The 17,674-nt window shown below is 52.7% G+C and carries 13 protein-coding genes and 1 pseudogene; 6 read left to right on the plus strand and 8 right to left on the minus strand.

Going from position 1 to position 17,674, the window contains the following annotated elements; all coding sequences use genetic code 11:
- Positions 1-12: 12 nt before the first annotated feature.
- On the minus strand, positions 13-1,311 hold the full coding sequence (gene exuT / locus AACU94_RS00415) for a hexuronate transporter ExuT (RefSeq protein WP_130223858.1): 1,299 nt from the start codon (positions 1,309-1,311) through the stop codon (positions 13-15).
- Between the two features lie 483 nt (positions 1,312-1,794).
- Here exuT and uxaC point away from each other — a divergent pair, with 483 nt between their 5' ends.
- From uxaC to AACU94_RS00430, 3 genes are all read left to right on the plus strand, one after another.
- Positions 1,795-3,207: a glucuronate isomerase gene (gene uxaC / locus AACU94_RS00420; protein ID WP_053292087.1), complete on the plus strand. Its 1,413-nt coding sequence runs from the start codon at positions 1,795-1,797 to the stop codon at positions 3,205-3,207.
- Positions 3,208-3,221: 14 nt separating this feature from the next.
- Positions 3,222-4,709 carry an altronate dehydratase gene (uxaA, locus tag AACU94_RS00425; protein ID WP_130218271.1) on the plus strand — a complete coding sequence of 496 codons (1,488 nt, stop codon included), beginning with the start codon at positions 3,222-3,224 and terminating at the stop codon, positions 4,707-4,709.
- Positions 4,710-4,791: 82 nt separating this feature from the next.
- The gene (locus tag AACU94_RS00430) at positions 4,792-5,343 is read left to right on the plus strand and encodes a YgjV family protein (protein WP_130210398.1); all 552 of its coding nucleotides are present in this window, start codon (positions 4,792-4,794) and stop codon (positions 5,341-5,343) included.
- 3 nt (positions 5,344-5,346) lie between these two features.
- Here the strand turns inward: AACU94_RS00430 and sstT are convergent, their stop codons facing one another.
- The 5 genes from sstT to AACU94_RS00455 all read right to left on the minus strand — a co-directional run bounded on the left by sstT (position 5,347) and on the right by AACU94_RS00455 (position 10,799).
- Positions 5,347-6,591: a serine/threonine transporter SstT gene (sstT, locus tag AACU94_RS00435; RefSeq protein ID WP_135385457.1), complete on the minus strand. Its 1,245-nt coding sequence runs from the start codon at positions 6,589-6,591 to the stop codon at positions 5,347-5,349.
- A 444-nt stretch (positions 6,592-7,035) separates the two neighbouring features.
- On the minus strand, positions 7,036-8,001 hold the full coding sequence (gene alx, locus AACU94_RS00440) for a TerC family membrane protein Alx (protein WP_001098819.1): 966 nt from the start codon (positions 7,999-8,001) through the stop codon (positions 7,036-7,038).
- A gap of 460 nt (positions 8,002-8,461) precedes the next feature.
- Positions 8,462-9,448: a Gfo/Idh/MocA family protein gene (locus AACU94_RS00445; protein WP_130218265.1), complete on the minus strand. Its 987-nt coding sequence runs from the start codon at positions 9,446-9,448 to the stop codon at positions 8,462-8,464.
- 78 nt (positions 9,449-9,526) lie between these two features.
- Complete coding sequence (locus AACU94_RS00450; RefSeq protein WP_135488719.1) at positions 9,527-10,219, minus strand: SanA/YdcF family protein; 693 nt, start codon at positions 10,217-10,219, stop codon at positions 9,527-9,529.
- A 76-nt stretch (positions 10,220-10,295) separates the two neighbouring features.
- Positions 10,296-10,799 carry a M48 metallopeptidase family protein gene (locus tag AACU94_RS00455; RefSeq protein ID WP_135488720.1) on the minus strand — a complete coding sequence of 168 codons (504 nt, stop codon included), beginning with the start codon at positions 10,797-10,799 and terminating at the stop codon, positions 10,296-10,298.
- 84 nt (positions 10,800-10,883) lie between these two features.
- Between AACU94_RS00455 and rlmG the strand changes: the two genes are divergently transcribed.
- From rlmG to higA, 3 genes are all read left to right on the plus strand, one after another.
- Positions 10,884-12,020 carry a 23S rRNA (guanine(1835)-N(2))-methyltransferase RlmG gene (gene rlmG, locus AACU94_RS00460; RefSeq protein WP_135488721.1) on the plus strand — a complete coding sequence of 379 codons (1,137 nt, stop codon included), beginning with the start codon at positions 10,884-10,886 and terminating at the stop codon, positions 12,018-12,020.
- Positions 12,021-12,303: 283 nt separating this feature from the next.
- Positions 12,304-12,618, plus strand: a complete 315-nt coding sequence (higB, locus tag AACU94_RS00465) for a type II toxin-antitoxin system toxin HigB (protein WP_000550189.1) — start codon at positions 12,304-12,306, stop codon at positions 12,616-12,618.
- Complete coding sequence (higA, locus tag AACU94_RS00470; RefSeq protein ID WP_000560254.1) at positions 12,615-13,031, plus strand: type II toxin-antitoxin system antitoxin HigA; 417 nt, start codon at positions 12,615-12,617, stop codon at positions 13,029-13,031. Before higB ends, higA begins: the two co-directional genes overlap by 4 nt.
- 44 nt (positions 13,032-13,075) lie before the next feature.
- Here the strand turns inward: higA and fadH are convergent.
- Together fadH and ygjK are read right to left on the minus strand one after the other, a co-directional pair.
- Positions 13,076-15,093, minus strand: a pseudogene (gene fadH / locus AACU94_RS00475) (NADPH-dependent 2,4-dienoyl-CoA reductase).
- Between the two features lie 225 nt (positions 15,094-15,318).
- Positions 15,319-17,670: an alpha-glucosidase gene (gene ygjK, locus AACU94_RS00480; RefSeq protein ID WP_135488722.1), complete on the minus strand. Its 2,352-nt coding sequence runs from the start codon at positions 17,668-17,670 to the stop codon at positions 15,319-15,321.
- Between the last annotated feature and the right edge of the window lie 4 nt (positions 17,671-17,674).

Here is a 17,674-nt window from a genome sequence, read left to right on the forward strand (position 1 = left end):
TTACGCTAAACGTTAATGTTGCGGTGCGGGATCGTTATGTGATTCCTGCGCTACCTCAATTGCCGGTTTGTTCTGCAACACGGTCCAGATAACCAGCGCGCCTAACAGGTCGAACACCGCCAGTACTGCGAACAGCGGGCTGAAGCCGATGGTGTCAGCCAGTGCACCTACAACCAGCGCAAACAGCGTACTTGCCAGCCACGCAGACATCCCAGTCAGACCGTTTGCCGTTGCCACTTCGTTACGACCAAACACGTCAGAAGAGAGGGTAATCAGCGCGCCAGACAGTGCCTGGTGAGCAAAACCACCGATACACAGCAGCATAATCGCGACATACGGGTTGGTGAACAGACCGATCATACCTGGGCCAATCATCAGTACCGCACCCAGTGTTACCACCATCTTACGGGAAACAATCAGATTCACACCAAACCAACGCTGGAACAGTGGCGGCAGGTAACCACCGAGGATACAACCAAGGTCAGCAAACAGCATTGGCATCCAGGCGAACATCGCGATCTCTTTCAGGTTAAAGCCGTAAACTTTAAACATGAACAGCGGGATCCACGCGTTAAAAGTACCCCAGGCAGGTTCAGCCAGGAAGCGCGGTAATGCGATACCCCAGAACTGACGGTTACGCAGGATCTGACCAACGGACATTTTCTTCGCCGCGCCAACCTGGTGCTGGGCTTCCTGACCATTAATAATGTAGTCACGTTCTTCATCGGTCAGATGTTTCTGGTCGCGTGGATGTTTATAGAAAATCAGCCATGCCATCGCCCAGATAAAGCTCAACGCACCGGAGATAATAAATGCCATCTGCCAGCTGTGCATGACGATTGCCCATACCACCAGCGGCGGCGCAATCATCGCACCAATTGAGGAACCAACGTTAAAGTAACCTACTGCGATGGAGCGTTCTTTCGCCGGGAACCATTCGGAACTGGCTTTCAGACCTGCAGGGATCATCGCTGCTTCTGCCGCACCTACCGCACCACGGGCAATCGCCAGACCGCCCCAGCTACCAGCCAGTGCAGTTGCGCCACAGAATACCGCCCACAACACGGCAAACATTGCGTAACCGATTTTTGTCCCCAGAACATCCAGAACATAACCCGCTACAGGTTGCATGACCGTATATGCAGCAGAATAGGCTGCGATGATGTAGGAATACTGTTGGGTGGAGATGTTTAACTCTTCCATCAGAGTTGGTGCAGCTGCCGCCACAGTGTTACGCGTCAGGTAACCGAGCACGGTGCCGAGCGTCACCAATGCGATCATGTACCAACGTAACCCTTTAATTTTACGCATGTAAAACCTCATCGTTTTGTTATATCCGCAATAAGCGCGGTCATCATCCTGCCTGGGGCAGAGGATGTTAGTTACGACCGGATGACCGAAAAAAAAACCGGTACACCCCGAACGCTGCCATGAAAGTTTCGTGCTAATTCGGCTTCCGTACCGGTCAACCCAATCCATCTAACAAATGAATGAATCGGCAATTTGCATTCCGTCGACTTATGATTCGCGACGGCAGAAAGATAACTTGTCATACAACTTTAAAAGGTGAGAGCCATCACAAATGTGGGAATATTTGTAGGGGCATTACTGGATGAGAGTGAAGCCAGAACTGGCGCGGCTTGCAGAGGGATTTACCACTTTGAGAGTAATTTTTTTAACTACGTTTATTGATCTAACTCACGAAAATATCTTCGGGCTCTGGAAATTGGTGTGATAACTTTGTCAGCATCGCACCCTAAGCAAGCTAGCTCACTCGTTGAGAGGAAGACGATAATGACTCCGTTTATGACTGAAGATTTCCTGTTAGATACTGAATTTGCCCGCCGTCTGTATCACGACTACGCAAAAGACCAGCCGATTTTCGACTACCACTGCCATTTACCGCCGCAGCAAATCGCAGAAGACTATCGCTTTAAGAATCTGTATGACATCTGGCTGAAAGGCGACCACTACAAATGGCGTGCAATGCGTACCAATGGTGTTGCTGAGCGCCTGTGTACTGGTGATGCATCTGACCGTGAGAAGTTTGATGCCTGGGCGGCGACCGTTCCGCACACGATCGGTAACCCGTTATACCACTGGACGCACCTCGAACTGCGTCGTCCGTTTGGCATCACTGGCAAACTGCTGTCTCCGTCTACCGCGGATGAAATCTGGAACGAATGTAACGAACTGCTGGCGCAGGACAAATTCTCCGCGCGCGGCATCATGCAGCAGATGAACGTGAAAATGGTCGGCACCACCGACGACCCGATCGACTCTCTGGAGCATCACGCAGAGATCGCCAAAGACGGCTCTTTCACTATTAAAGTGCTGCCGAGCTGGCGTCCGGATAAAGCCTTCAACATTGAACAGGCGACCTTTAACGACTACATGGCGAAGCTGGGTGAAGTTTCCGATACCGACATTCGCCGCTTTGCAGACCTGCAAACTGCCCTGACCAAACGTCTGGATCACTTCGCGGCTCACGGCTGTAAAGTGTCTGACCACGCGCTGGACGTGGTGATGTTTGCCGAAGCGAACGAAGCGGAACTGGATAGCATTCTGGCGCGCCGTCTGGCTGGCGAAACCCTGAGTGAGCATGAAGTCGCACAGTTCAAAACTGCGGTGCTGGTATTCCTGGGCGCCGAATACGCACGTCGCGGCTGGGTACAGCAGTACCACATTGGCGCGCTGCGTAATAACAACCTGCGTCAGTTCAAACTGCTGGGGCCGGATGTCGGCTTTGACTCCATCAACGACCGTCCGATGGCGGAAGAACTGTCTAAGCTGCTGAGCAAACAGAACGAAGAAAACCTGCTACCGAAAACTATTCTCTACTGCCTGAACCCGCGCGATAACGAAGTGCTGGGCACCATGATCGGTAACTTCCAGGGCGAAGGTATGCCGGGCAAAATGCAGTTCGGTTCCGGCTGGTGGTTTAACGATCAGAAAGACGGTATGGAACGTCAGATGACCCAACTGGCGCAGCTCGGTCTGCTGAGCCGCTTTGTCGGTATGCTGACTGACAGCCGTAGCTTCCTGTCATACACCCGTCACGAATACTTCCGCCGCATTCTGTGCCAGATGATTGGCCGCTGGGTGGAAGCGGGCGAAGCACCGGCGGACATCAACCTGCTGGGCGAGATGGTGAAAAATATTTGCTTTAACAATGCGCGTGATTACTTCGCCATTGAACTGAACTAAGGTCTGGGGTTGATATGCAATACATCAAGATCCATGCGCTGGATAACGTCGCGGTTGCTTTAGCGGATTTGGCTGAAGGCACAGAAATCAGTGTCGATAACCAGACCGTAACGCTGCGCCAGGATGTTGCTCGTGGACATAAATTTGCGTTAACGGATATCGCAAAAGGGGCCAACGTCATCAAATATGGCCTGCCGATTGGTTATGCATTGGCGGATATTGCGGCGGGGGAACACGTTCACGCCCACAATACGCGCACGAATCTGAGCGATCTGGATCAGTATCGCTATCAACCTGATTTTCAGGATCTGCCTGCGCAAGCGGCAGATCGTGAAGTGCAGATCTATCGTCGCGCTAACGGTGATGTCGGGGTACGTAACGAGTTGTGGATCCTGCCGACCGTGGGCTGCGTTAACGGCATCGCGCGACAGATCCAGAACCGTTTTTTGAAAGAGACAAACAACGCTGAAGGTACCGACGGCGTGTTCCTCTTCAGCCACACCTACGGCTGCTCGCAGTTGGGCGACGATCACATTAATACCCGCACCATGCTGCAAAACATGGTGCGTCATCCGAACGCAGGCGCCGTGTTGGTCATTGGTCTGGGCTGTGAAAACAACCAGGTTGATGCTTTCCGTGAAACGCTGGGCGATATCGATCCTGAACGCGTCCATTTCATGATCTGCCAACAGCAGGATGATGAGATCGAAGCCGGGATCGAGCATTTGCATCAGCTGTATAACGTCATGCGCAACGATAAACGCGAGCCAGGCAAACTCAGCGAACTGAAGTTTGGTCTGGAGTGCGGTGGTTCTGACGGTCTTTCCGGTATTACTGCTAACCCAATGCTGGGGCGTTTCTCTGATTACGTCATCGCTAACGGCGGCACTACCGTGCTGACCGAAGTACCGGAAATGTTCGGCGCAGAGCAGTTACTGATGGACCATTGTCGCGATGAAGCGACGTTTGAAAAACTGGTCACTATGGTCAACGACTTCAAACAGTACTTTATTGCCCATGACCAGCCGATCTACGAAAACCCATCGCCGGGGAACAAAGCGGGTGGTATCACCACGCTGGAAGATAAATCTCTCGGCTGTACGCAGAAAGCGGGCTCCAGCCAGGTGGTAGACGTGCTGCGCTACGGCGAACGTTTGAAAACACCAGGGCTGAACCTGTTAAGTGCACCGGGTAACGATGCCGTAGCGACCAGCGCCCTGGCGGGTGCGGGCTGCCACATGGTGCTGTTTAGTACCGGTCGCGGCACGCCGTACGGCGGATTTGTACCGACGGTGAAAATCGCCACCAACAGCGAACTGGCAGCGAAGAAAAAACACTGGATCGACTTTGACGCGGGTCAGCTGATCCACGGTAAAGCGATGCCGCAGTTGCTGGAAGAATTTATCGATACCATCGTTGAGTTTGCCAACGGTAAGCAAACCTGTAACGAGCGTAACGACTTCCGCGAACTGGCGATCTTCAAAAGCGGCGTAACGCTATAAAGTCGAAATGAGTTGTTAATAAAAAACGGCGTTTCATAATGTGAAGCGCCGTTTGCTTTTCCATACCTGCTAAGGATTTATCATGACCGCGTATTGGCTGGCCCAGGGCGTGGGTGTCATCGCCTTTCTGATTGGTATTACAACATTCTTCAACCGCGATGAACGTCGCTTCAAAATTCAGCTTTCCATCTATAGCGTATTTATTGGCATACATTTTTTCCTGATGGGTGTCTTCCCGGCGGGGGCCAGCTCAATCCTCAATGCTATCCGTACGTTAATTACTCTGCGTACCCGTAGTTTATGGATAATGGCGATCTTCATCGTGCTGACGGGAGGAGTTGGTCTGGCGAAGTTCCATCATCCGATGGAGCTGCTGCCAGTCATTGGCACGATTGTCAGTACCTGGGCGCTATTTCGCTTTAAAGGACTGACCATGCGCTGCGTGATGTGGTTTTCTACTTGTTGCTGGTTAACTCACAACATTTGGGCCGGGTCGATTGGTGGCACGATGATTGAGGGTAGTTTTCTGCTAATGAATGGCCTGAACATCATTCGTTTCTGGCGTATGCAGAGAAGGGGAATTGATCCGTTTAAAGTGGAGAAAACCCCTTCCGCCGTAGACGAAAGGGGCTAAGTATTAGTTACGCAGGGCGCTATTTGCCAGACGTGCATCTTCCGCCTGGCACGCCGCTGCGGTGAACAGCACGTCAGTTGAAGAGTTCAGAGCGGTTTCGCAGGAGTCCTGCAATACGCCGATGATAAAGCCGACGGCAACCACCTGCATGGCGATATCGTTCGGAATACCGAACATATTACAGGCCAGCGGGATCAGCAGCAGAGAACCACCTGCCACGCCGGAAGCACCACAGGCGCACAGAGAAGCAACTACGCTCAACAGCAGCGCTGTGGGCAGATCCACCGGAATACCCAGCGTATTAACCGCAGCCAGCGTCAACACGGTAATGGTAATGGCTGCGCCTGCCATATTGATGGTGGCACCCAGCGGAATAGAAACGGAATAGGTATCGCGGTCCAGATTCAGCTTTTCACACAATGCCATGTTTACCGGAATATTCGCCGCCGAGCTACGGGTGAAAAAGGCGTATACACCACTTTCGCGCAGGCACAACAGTACCAGCGGGAACGGGTTACGACGAATTTTCCACCACACCAGCAATGGGTTGACCACCAGCGCCACCAGTAACATACAGCCAACCAGCACGACCAGCAGTTGCGCGTAGCCCCACAGGGTGGAGAAACCGGTGGTTGCCAGCGTTGAAGCTACCAGACCAAAAATACCGATTGGTGCGAAACGAATCACCAGTTTCACCATAAAGGTAACGGCATTCGACATATCGTTGACCAGGTTTTTGGTGGTTTCGTTACCGTGACGCAGAGCGAAACCAAGGCCAATGGCCCACACCAGAATCCCGATGTAGTTACCTTTCAGCAGGGCGTCGATGGGGTTGGAAACCATGCTCAACACCAGCCCTCGCATCACTTCCACAATGCCTGACGGCGGGGAAATATCGCCCGCGCTACTGGACAAATGCAGGGTCGAAGGGAAGGCGAAGCTGAAGACAACCGCAGCCAGCGCGGCAGAGAAAGTACCCAGCAGATAGAGGAACAAAATAGGGCGGATATTGGTTTTCTGCCCGTGCTGGTGGTTAGCGATGGAAGCCATTACCAGCATCAGCACCAGAATTGGCGCTACAGCTTTCAATGCACCAACGAACAAAGTGCCTAACAGACCGACAGCTTCAGCCGCCGGTTTTGAGATCCATGCCAGAAGAATCCCCAGAACAAGGCCGACCAGGATTTGTTTTACCAGGCTGCCGTGAGCCAGACGCCGGAATAGCCCCGGTGAATGTTGCGTAGTCATTTTTCGATCCTTTCATTGTGTTGTCGCACATCCCTGGTGCGTTCTGTCGACGCATCTTTCAGGATGTAACAAAGTGTTTGCAAGGTCGAGTATAAGGAAAGTTACAGCTTCGGGAAGCGAAAAATGCTGGATTTTAAAGAGAGGTCATATTTTGCAACTTAATGGTTACATTTATTTGACATAAACAGAAGGAAGGACTGGCTACTAAGGCTGATTAGATAACATATGGGCAAAACTATTTGGAATATGAGAACGGTTGCGCTCCTTTAATGTGCTATGCCATATAAAGTCACTGGCGCAGGGAGCGCGCAGGGGGCGGCCAATCGCCGCCGCCCCCTGCACCCGTGCGGTCTTTTTGTAAAGAGCTATAAGCCGATTACATAATTAATAGCTCACCTTTGTCTGGAATGAGTTATCTCTGGTAATGGCTTAATATACAGCGAATCATTCTCCCCGCTGCTTATCATGCCGATAATTCACCCACGCGTTGATAATAAATGTCATCACCAGAATGCCAAACACCACGCCCAGCGAAACGGCGATCGGAATATGGTAGAAGTCGACAATCAGCATCTTGATACCGATAAACACCAGAATCACCGCCAGGCCATATTTGAGCATCGAGAAACGCTCTGCTACGCCCGCCAGCAGGAAATACATCGCACGCAGGCCGAGGATCGCAAATAGGTTTGAGGTCAGCACAATAAACGGGTCGGTAGTCACGGCGAAGATAGCCGGAATGCTATCCACGGCGAAAATCACGTCGCTCAACTCCACCAGAATCAGCACCAGCATCAGCGGCGTGGCATACAACAAGCCATTCTTACGCACAAAGAAATGCTCGTTGTCGATGGTGTCGGTCATACGCAAATGACCGCGCAACCAGCGCACCAACGGCTTGTCGCCAATCCCTGATTCATCTTCATGGGCGAGCGCCATCTTCACGCCGGTAAACAGCAGGAAGGCGCCGAAGATATACAGGATCCAGTCGAACTGAGAAATCAGCCAACTACCGGTGAAGATCATGATGGTACGCAGAACAATCGCTCCGAGCACACCATACACAAGTACGCGACGTTGTAATGCCGCAGGAACAGAGAAATAGCTGAACAACATTAACCAGACGAAGACGTTATCGACCGCCAGCGATTTCTCAATCAGATAACCGGTGAGGAAGGCCAGTGCCTGCGGGTCCGCGACTTCGCGCCCCTGCGTCTGGACTAAATACCACCAGAAAGCGGCGTTAAACAGTAACGAAAGGGTCACCCACACCAGCGACCAGGCCGCAGCCTGTTTCATGGTCATGGCATGCGCGCCACGACGCCCCTGCAACAACAGGTCGATAGCCAGCATAATGGCGACAACAACAGCGAATCCGCCCCATAGCAACGGCGTGCCGACAGTATTCATAGAAGTTCCTTACACATAAAAAAACGGCCAACGTCGGAAGACGTCAGCCGCTGCTTTTTATGCATAGACCTCGCCTTCCGGCAAGGTCTCACTTACAACAAAAAAAGGAATACGTCTGCGTATTCCTTTCAGATTGGTGACAAAGTGCCTGCGTTTATGCCGGATGCGGCGTGAACGCCTTATCCGGCCTACAAAATCATGCGAATTCAAAAGATTGCAGGAACTATGTAGGCCTGATAAGCGTAGCGCATCAGGCAATTTTGCGTTTGTCATCAGTCTCAAAGGAATACGTCTGCGTATACCTTTCGGGTTGCCCGGTGACCGGATGTGGTTTTTCACACATCGTAATGACGATCGACCGGCAATGAAGTTACTCCCCTTTGCAGGTAACAAAGTATGACAGACCATTCATCCAGTCAATGGTCTGTTACATGCCTTTTACACTGCTTTACGGTAACCATTATTGCTTTACGCTATCTGCCGGAAAAATCACTCCGGTCTGGCGGCGGATCTCGGTCAGCAGTTTGGCGGTGATGCGACTAACCGCCAGCCCCGGATGATTAATCAGATGCTCATCCACCAGTTCAGCAAACAGCTCTGCTTCGTAGAGCATGGTATTAATATGCTGTGGCTGAGTGAGATCCTGCATCTGGCTGCCGCGCGGCACAAAGCAGACTTTCTGGCATTCAGAGAGTTTTTCAATCACCAGCGATCCTGCTTCGCCCTGAATCTCGCTCGCCAGGACAGAATCACTGACTTTTGAGTGCTGCAATGTAACGCTGAAATCACCGTAATCCATCACCACCACGCCGTGGGCATCCACGCCGCTTGCCAGCAAACTGGCGGTTGCCTGCACGCTTTTCGGTTCACCGAATAATGCCACCGCCGACGCCAGGCAGTAAAAGCCGATATCCATAATCGAACCGTTAGAGAACGCCGGATTGAAGGTGTTGGGATTCTCACCATCCAGATAGCGTTGATAACGCGAGGAATACTGGCAGTAGTTGAAAAAGACTTTCCGCAGTTTGCCGACTTTTGGCAGCGCCTGGCGTAACAGATGAAAGTTAGGCAGGCAGGCCGTTTTAAATGCTTCAAACAGCACCACCTGATTTTCCCGCGCACAGGCAATGGCCGCATCCACTTCCGCCAAATTCGACGCCAGTGGTTTCTCGCAAATCACATGGATTTTGTGGCTCAGAAAAAGCTGCGTCTGGGAAAAGTGCAGGGCATTCGGGCTGGCAATATACACCGCGTCAATGGCATCGCTTTCCGCCATCGCTTCCAGCGACGTAAACAGATGCTCGACAGAAAACTCATTGGCGAAGTGCTGGGCCTGTTCAAGGCTGCGGGAATAGACGGCGGTTAACTTATATTTACCGCTCTCATGTGCGGCCTCCACGAACTGGTGAGTGATCCAGTTCGTACCAATCACAGCGAAACGTATCATAACGCGTGGATACTCCATAAAGGGATTCTGCCGTCAATGTAGCACGCCTTTTTCATCTTCGACGTGCGCGGATACGCATTATTTCTGCGCCGGACAACCATGCTCACTGAACGGACCAATCATGACCGACGGCCCGAGATATTTTGGCTGACGATGGAGGATTTTTGCGTCTACCACCGCTCTAACCCTGGCGAGTTTCTCCCGCAGCTGAGTATACAAACCATGCTTCATATTCAGGTCTGGCGCGTTAAACCCGATAGCATCGATGCCGTACTGTTTTGCCAGCCAGATGGCGCGTTGGTTATGAAATTCCTGCGAGATAATGGTGATATGGTTTTCCCCAAAAACTTTATTGGCACGTACCACTGAATCAAGCGTTGAGAATCCGGCATAGTCACAGAAGATCACTTTTGCCGGTACGCCCTTAGCGATCAAAGCCTGCTGCATGCCTGACGCTTCATCGTAATTTTTACGTCCGTTGTCGCCACTGACCAGCAACCATTTCACTTTTCCTGCGTGGTACAACTCTGCGGCGGTATCAATACGTCGGGTAAAGTAGCGATTACCTGGCCTTGCTCCCAACAATAAACCCACGTTACGTGCCGGAATAGCGTTGATGTCACTCCAGGTGAGTTGTTGGCTGGCGTTGACCATTGCCCGATCGGCGATAAAAATCGTCGCGCCTGCCACAATCAACAGAAAACAGGCAATTTTTGGAGTCCGGCGAGAAAAACAAATGCGGCGAAGAAGGCGGGCAAATGCGCGCAGCATGGTCGTTATCCTTAACGATAGAGGGGAGGTCGATTTTAGGCGCTAAAGGAGGAAAAGATAGCGCCTGAGATCATTTTCAGATTTTGTCCTGCTCAAGCGTAAGCTGCGTCAGCCACAGGCGAGTGTCGAACTCAAGCTGGTGGTACTGCGGTTCCATATGGCAGCACAACTGGTAGAACGCTTTGTTATGTTCTTTCTCTTTCAGATGCGCCAGCTCGTGCACCACAATCATGCGCAAAAACGGTTCTGGTGCGTTGCGAAACACGGTGGCGACGCGGATCTCCGCCTTCGCTTTCAGCTTGCCGCCCTGCACACGTGAAACAGCGGTATGTAACCCGAGCGCGTTTTTCAGCACGTGGATCTTATTGTCATACATCACTTTATTGATCGGCGGGGCATTGCGCAGAAACTGATTTTTCAGATCCTGAGTATATTGCCAGAGGGCTTTATCGGTGGCGTAGTTGTGCGTTCCCGGATAGCGTTTTGCCAGCACATCGCCCAGACGCTGTTCATTAATCAGCGTGCGCACCTGGGAAAGTAGCTGCTCGGGATAACCCTGAAGATAAGTAAGATTGCTCATAACCGCCCACGAAAAAGAGAAAAAGGGTATACTCACGCACCCTTTTCAGGGGCAACGTCGAAATTTTATCATTCAGGAGGGCCGATGAGCCACTTAGACAACGGTTTCCGTTCACTGACACTACAACGTTTTCCGGCGACGGATGACGTTAACCCGCTACAGGCGTGGGAAGCGGCGGATGAATATTTGCTGCAACAGTTGGACGATACAGAAATCCGCGGCCCGGTGTTAATCCTGAATGATGCTTTTGGCGCGTTAAGCTGTGCGCTGGCGGAACATAAGCCGTACAGCATCGGCGACTCATACATCAGCGAACTGGCGACACGCGAGAATTTACGCCTCAACGGGATTGATGAGTCGAGCGTGAAGTTCCTCGACAGCACCGCCGACTACCCGCAACAGCCGGGCGTAGTGCTGATTAAAGTACCGAAAACACTGGCATTGCTGGAACAGCAACTGCGTGCGCTGCGCAAAGTGGTCACGCCGGAAACACGCATTATTGCTGGTGCCAAAGCCCGTGACATTCACACTTCCACGCTGGAACTGTTCGAAAAAGTGCTCGGCCCGACCACCACCACGCTGGCATGGAAAAAAGCGCGCCTGATTAATTGCACTTTCAACGAGCCGACGCTGGCCGATGCGCCGGAGACCGTTAGCTGGAAGCTGGAAGGTACTGACTGGACTATCCACAACCATGCGAATGTCTTCTCCCGCACCGGGCTTGATATCGGCGCGCGCTTCTTTATGCAACATCTGCCGGAGAATCTCGAAGGTGAGATTGTCGATCTCGGCTGTGGTAACGGCGTCATTGGCCTGACATTGCTCGATAAAAACCCGCAGGCGAAAGTGGTGTTTGTCGATGAATCACCGATGGCGGTTGCTTCCAGCCGTTTGAACGTTGAAACCAACATGCCTGAGGCGTTGGAGCGCTGCGAGTTTATGATCAACAACGCGCTCTCCGGCGTGGAGCCTTTTCGCTTTAATGCTGTGCTCTGCAACCCGCCGTTTCATCAGCAACATGCGCTGACCGATAACGTCGCCTGGGAGATGTTCCACCACGCCCGCCGCTGCCTGAAAATCAACGGCGAGCTGTATATCGTTGCCAACCGTCACCTGGATTACTTCCACAAACTGAAGAAAATTTTCGGCAACTGCACCACTATTGCGACGAATAATAAATTTGTGGTGCTGAAGGCGGTGAAGCTGGGGCGTCGTCGGTAAGATTGGGAGTTACCTGCCGGATGCGGCGTAAACGCCTTATCCGGCCTACGTTCAGCACGTTACCCCCAGGCCGGATAAGACGCGGCAAGCGTCGCATCCGGCAATGTCTGCCCAGTTCTGGAATCACGCTTCCATAAAACAAAAATCCCAGTCACCATCCTCCGCATTCTCTTGTTTCGCGTTGTTCAACGTTTATTCTTCCGTCAAGCAGATAAATTCATCCGTTGCCAATCTGTCAACGGATGTTATCATATTGCCAATTTGTCAACGGACGTGATGAAGAATGCACCTGATAACTCAAAAAGCATTGAAAGATGCTGCGGAAAAATACCCGCAACATAAAACGGAGTTGGTGGCTCTGGGGAACACGATTGCTAAGGGATATTTCAAAAAACCTGAGTCATTAAAAGCAGTATTCCCATCTCTGGATAACTTCAAATATCTGGATAAGCATTATGTTTTCAATGTCGGGGGCAATGAATTACGTGTTGTAGCAATGGTCTTTTTTGAATCGCAAAAGTGCTACATACGTGAAGTTATGACGCATAAAGAATACGATTTCTTTACCGCCGTTCATCGTACTAAGGGGAAAAAATGATTGCGATTGCCGACATCTTGCAAGCAGGAGAAAAGCTAACTGCTGTGGCACCTTTTCTGGCGGGTATCCAGAACGAAGAACAATACGCCCAGGCGCTGGAACTGGTCGATCATCTGCTGCTCAACGATCCTGAAAACCCCTTGCTGGATCTGGTGTGTGCCAAAATAACCGCGTGGGAAGAATCAGCGCCCGAATTTGCTGAATTTAATGCGATGGCTCAAGCCATGCCTGGCGGTGTTGCTGTGATTCGTACACTGATGGATCAATACGGTTTAACCCTTTCTGATCTGCCGGAAATTGGCAGTAAATCGATGGTGTCACGCGTTTTGAACGGGAAGAGAAAATTAACGCTGGAACACGCTAAAAAACTGGCAGCGCGATTCGGCATTTCCCCTGCATTGTTTATTGATTAACGCGGCCTGCCGGATGCGTCGCATCCGGCACTTCAATGCACGATTTAAATCTCCAGCGCCAGCCGTGTTCCCTGGGCAATTGCCGTCGTGCGTCCAGCTCCATAGCCACGTCGCAGCCGCCGATCAAATGCACGGTTTTTCCTGCATCGATTAAGGGTTGTGCCAGCGTGCGGTTTGGTTCTTGTCCCGCGCAGATCACTACATGATCTACCGCCAAAATTTGCGGTTCGCCGTTGATCACCACATGCAGCCCGTCATCGTCGATCTTCTGGTAGCTTACGCCTGGGATCATTTTCACGCCGCGCGAGAGCAGGGTGGTGCGATGGATCCAGCCGGTGGTTTTGCCTAACCCCTGTCCCGGTTTGCTGGCTTTGCGCTGGAGCATCACAATCTGCCGTGGGCTACGCGGGATCTGCATTCCCTGCGGGCTTAAGCCACCAGCCTGTTGTAGGCCGCTGTCGATCCCCCATTCATTACAGAACCCGGCGATATTCTGGCTGGTGGATTCGCCCGGCTGACTTAAATACATCGCCGTGTCAAAGCCAATCCCACCACAACCGATGATGGCAACTTTGTTGCCCACCGGCGCTTTGTCGCGCAGGACATCGAGATAACTCAACACCTTCGGGTGATCGATCCCGTCAATGGGCGGAATGCGCGGCACGATCCCGCTGGCGAGGATCGTTTCATCGAACACCTGTAACTGATCCGCCGTCACGCTGTGATTGAGTTTTAGCGTCACGCCCGTCACTTCGATCATCCGGCGGTAGTAGCGCAGCGTTTCGTAAAACTCCTCTTTGCCGGGGATCTGTTTGGCGATATTAAACTGCCCGCCGATCTCGCTGTGCGCATCAAACAATGTTACCTGATGTCCACGCGCCGCCGCGTTAATGGCAAACGCCAGCCCAGCTGGTCCCGCACCGACCACCGCCAGATTTTTTTTCTGCATGGCGGGAAGGATCGGCATTTTGGTTTCATGGCAGGCGCGAGGATTTACCAGGCACGAGGTGACTTTGCCCACGAAGATCTGATCGAGACAGGCCTGGTTGCAGCCAATGCAGGTGTTGATCTCATCGGCTCGCCCCGATTGCGCTTTTGACAGCAGCTCGGCATCAGCAAGGAACGGTCGCGCCATCGACACCATATCTGCATCACCGCGTGAGAGAATATCGTCGGCAACCTGCGGATCGTTAATCCGGTTGGTGGTTACCAGCGGCAGCGAGACGTGGCCTTTCAGTTTGCGCGTGACCCAGCTAAATGCGCCGCGCGGCACGGGCGTGGCGATGGTCGGAATCCGCGCTTCATGCCAGCCAATGCCGGTGTTGATAATGGTCGCGCCCGCCGCTTCAATGGCCTGTGCCAGCTCTACCGTTTCTGCAAAAGTCCCACCGCCTTCGACCAGGTCGAGCATCGACAGCCGGTAGATAATAATGAAGTCGTTGCCAACGCGTTCGCGCACCGCACGCACTACTTCTACGGCAAATCGCATCCGGTTGCGGTAATCGCCGCCCCACTGGTCGCTACGCTGATTGGTGCGCAGTGTCAGAAATTCGTTGATCAAATAGCCTTCGGAACCCATCACTTCTACGCCATCGTATCCGGCCTCCCGCGCCAGTTGCGCGCAGCGGGCGAAATCGTCGATCAGTTGCAGGATCTCTTCATGGGTGAGTTCATGAGGAACGAAACGGTTGATGGGGGCCTGCAACGCGGAGGGCGCTACCAGATGCGGCTGGTAGCTGTAGCGTCCGGTATGCAAAATTTGTAGGGCGATTTTGCCGCCTTCCTGATGTACGGCTTCGGTAATGGTGCGATGGTGTGGGATCTGGCTGGCGTCGTTGAGCATTGCGCCACCTTCCATGCCAACGCCTGTTAAATCAGGTGCGATACCGCCGCTGACAATCAACGCCACGCCGTGGCGGGCGCGTTCGGCATAAAACGCCGCCAGCCGCTCGGCACCGTCCGGGTATTCCTCCAGCCCGGTGTGCATTGAGCCCATCAGCACTCGGTTTTTTAACGTGGTAAAACCTAAATCAAGCGGGGCGAACAGCGACGGGTAGCTCATAAAATTGTCCAGTATGTAAAATAATTGTTATGTGGTCGGATGAGTTCTAATTTAGCCGTCGTCGGGGAAAAGGGAAAAGGGGAATGCGGGGTTTGTGATGGGATTCAAAAAGAATACGCCCGGTGGTAACGCCGGATGCGACGCTTGCCGCGTTTTATCCGGCCTACGGGATTGCACATGTAGGGCGAATAAGGCGTTTACGCCGCATCCGCCAGCCGTTGCAAATTACTGCTTACGGAAAAAATCGTTATACAACATATACAAATGCGCGGCACTCCAGGAGAAATTTGGTGCGCCTTGCTGCGCGCCAGTGAGCGGGTTGTAATTTTCCTGAATCGGACCGTCGGCGGTTAATCCTTTGGCGTGCTGGAAGAACGTATCCGCCAGCTTCAGGGCATCATCGCGATAACCGTAACGCTCCATCCCTTTCAGACCAAACCAGAACTGATCCACCCATACGCGCCCGCGCCAGTAGATATCCGCGCCAAAGGCCGGGTTGGTTAACGCCGCCGTTCCCAGCGGAACAAAGGTGTTGAACTCTTTAGGATCGAGCATCACCTTCACCACTGCGTCGGCGTTGGCCTGCGTTGCCGCACCGTTAAACAGCGGTGACCAGCCTTCCGGCCCTTTACCGCGTTCGACAATCGGTTTGCCCGCGCAGCCGTTCGCCAGCGGTTTATCTTCAATACGCACGTCATAGTAGAACTGCGTAGCCGGGTCGAACATACAGGTGTTGATGTAGTCTGCGAGCTGCTGTGCCAGCTGGCGATAGCGCTTAGCCTCTTCCGGTTTACCGAGAATCGTCGCCATCTCCGCCAGATAATGGTTATCGCTGTACATATAGCTGGCCTGATCCACCGACTCCTGCAATAGCGAGTACCCCAGCAACGTTCCGTCTTGACTGCGGTTTTCGGCGAATTTCACCGTCCAGTCGCTACGTTTGCCGCCGCTTGCAACATATTTATCCAGCTGTTCTTTGTCGATAAACCCAAAGACGGCGGCGTCATCACGACCTGATTCCCACGATGCAGCAACCTGTGCCGGAATTTCCAGACTGTCGTACTGGCCTTTCTCCACCACGCGGGCGTAGTTGTTCAGCCCAGACTGCGTCTCTTCTTTGTCACCTTTTTTCACCGTAAACAGCATCTCGCCGTTCTCAGTGTTGTGGGCTTTGTCGCGGGTCGCGCCATATTCCGGCACGCCGTTGCCGTTATGATCGCGGTTACGTAACCACCAGTCGTGATAGGCCACCAGTTTCGGGTACATCTCTGCCAGCCAGGTTTTATCCTGGGTGACGTTATACACTTCCATCACCGACCAGGCGGCAAGGCTGGGTTTGGTATTGCGTTCGTTCCAGTTGCCGCCATCGCCACCACGCTCGGGGCTAAGGTTCCACGCTATCAGGTCGGGGACATAGCCCACATCCTGCGGACGCACGCGGTCGCCTGGCTGGATCTGCCAGGAGAAGACCGCGCGGATATTCTCTTTGGCGATGTCCGGATTGAAATGCGCCATCGCAAACGCCTGCTTCCAGGTATCCCACGGCCAGGTCTGATTGCCGGAGAACCAGCGCCCGGTCACCGACGGCGTGACGGTGTTATATTTCACCGCCCCGCCAGGCGAGCGCCAGTTACCGTTGAGCGTTTCGATCGCTTTCACCGCGACGCGCGCCTGTTCCGGCGTCGCATCCGGATTGGTTAACCCTTTCTTCAGATACTCTTCCCAGCGTTGCTGCGAGGCGGTGAGATAAAACGCCGGACGCGCCAGAATATCGCGGATCTGCATTTGCTCTTTGCTAACTTCCTGAGAGGTCAGCAGATGGGAATAGGTGGTATAGAGCGTCGTCGAACCGTTGATATGTGCCTTACTGGTAAAGCGATTACCGTTGATTTCAGTCTGCACCGGCAGGGATTTATGCACCTGATATTCTGATTCGCCGGAGGTCAGCAGATCCCAGGTGGCGCGCACTTTGCCAAAGGTGACTTTCAGGCCATCACGGGTGGCGCTGATTTTGCGCTGATAGTCAGGGTACTCGCCAGCAATGGTTTTATCGGAAAGCGGTTTCCCTTCTTTCGCTTCCAGTTTTTCCAGCAGTTCGCCGTCCCACACCAGATCCAGCGGTTTATTGCTGATGATTTTAGTTTCCAGTAGTGACGTGCGCGGCGTGGCGAAGCGCAGAGTCATTTCGACCTGCACATCTTTTGCTGTCAGTTTTTGCACCAGCGCGCCGGGAATACTGTATGCCTCCAGCGTGAAGTTGACTTTCTTGCCGTCCTGCCAGACGGTCAGGCGGTCGAAATTGCTGGCCATAAAGTTGATGTACTCTTCCGTCAGCAGCGCTACGCCCGGAAAACCGCCCATGGTATTCGGGCCGTCTGGCAACAGATGACCATGCCAGGCACCGAGATCAAAAAACGGATTAAAACGCTGGTGGTCGTCGTAATCGTAATCCTTCATGTACTGCGGCGCGCCAGTACGGTTAATCACGTTTTTATAATTGTCGGCGTTAGCAGCATGGGCGGAAAAGCTCATCAGCAGAGCACAGGTTACTGGCGTCAAAATAGTTTTGATTTTCATGAAA

The organism is Escherichia sp. E4702 (genome assembly GCF_963883545.1).
In the GTDB taxonomy this organism is placed as follows: domain Bacteria; phylum Pseudomonadota; class Gammaproteobacteria; order Enterobacterales; family Enterobacteriaceae; genus Escherichia.

Coding starts and splice junctions, on each gene's coding strand:
- exuT (WP_130223858.1), bottom strand. CDS start 1,311: ATGCGTAAAATTAAAGGGTTACGTTGGTACATGATCGCATTGGTGACG.
- uxaC (WP_053292087.1), top strand. CDS start 1,795: ATGACTCCGTTTATGACTGAAGATTTCCTGTTAGATACTGAATTTGCC.
- uxaA (WP_130218271.1), top strand. CDS start 3,222: ATGCAATACATCAAGATCCATGCGCTGGATAACGTCGCGGTTGCTTTA.
- AACU94_RS00430 (WP_130210398.1), top strand. CDS start 4,792: ATGACCGCGTATTGGCTGGCCCAGGGCGTGGGTGTCATCGCCTTTCTG.
- sstT (WP_135385457.1), bottom strand. CDS start 6,591: ATGACTACGCAACATTCACCGGGGCTATTCCGGCGTCTGGCTCACGGC.
- alx (WP_001098819.1), bottom strand. CDS start 8,001: ATGAATACTGTCGGCACGCCGTTGCTATGGGGCGGATTCGCTGTTGTT.
- AACU94_RS00445 (WP_130218265.1), bottom strand. CDS start 9,448: ATGATACGTTTCGCTGTGATTGGTACGAACTGGATCACTCACCAGTTC.
- AACU94_RS00450 (WP_135488719.1), bottom strand. CDS start 10,219: ATGCTGCGCGCATTTGCCCGCCTTCTTCGCCGCATTTGTTTTTCTCGC.
- AACU94_RS00455 (WP_135488720.1), bottom strand. CDS start 10,799: ATGAGCAATCTTACTTATCTTCAGGGTTATCCCGAGCAGCTACTTTCC.
- rlmG (WP_135488721.1), top strand. CDS start 10,884: ATGAGCCACTTAGACAACGGTTTCCGTTCACTGACACTACAACGTTTT.
- higB (WP_000550189.1), top strand. CDS start 12,304: ATGCACCTGATAACTCAAAAAGCATTGAAAGATGCTGCGGAAAAATAC.
- higA (WP_000560254.1), top strand. CDS start 12,615: ATGATTGCGATTGCCGACATCTTGCAAGCAGGAGAAAAGCTAACTGCT.
- ygjK (WP_135488722.1), bottom strand. CDS start 17,670: ATGAAAATCAAAACTATTTTGACGCCAGTAACCTGTGCTCTGCTGATG.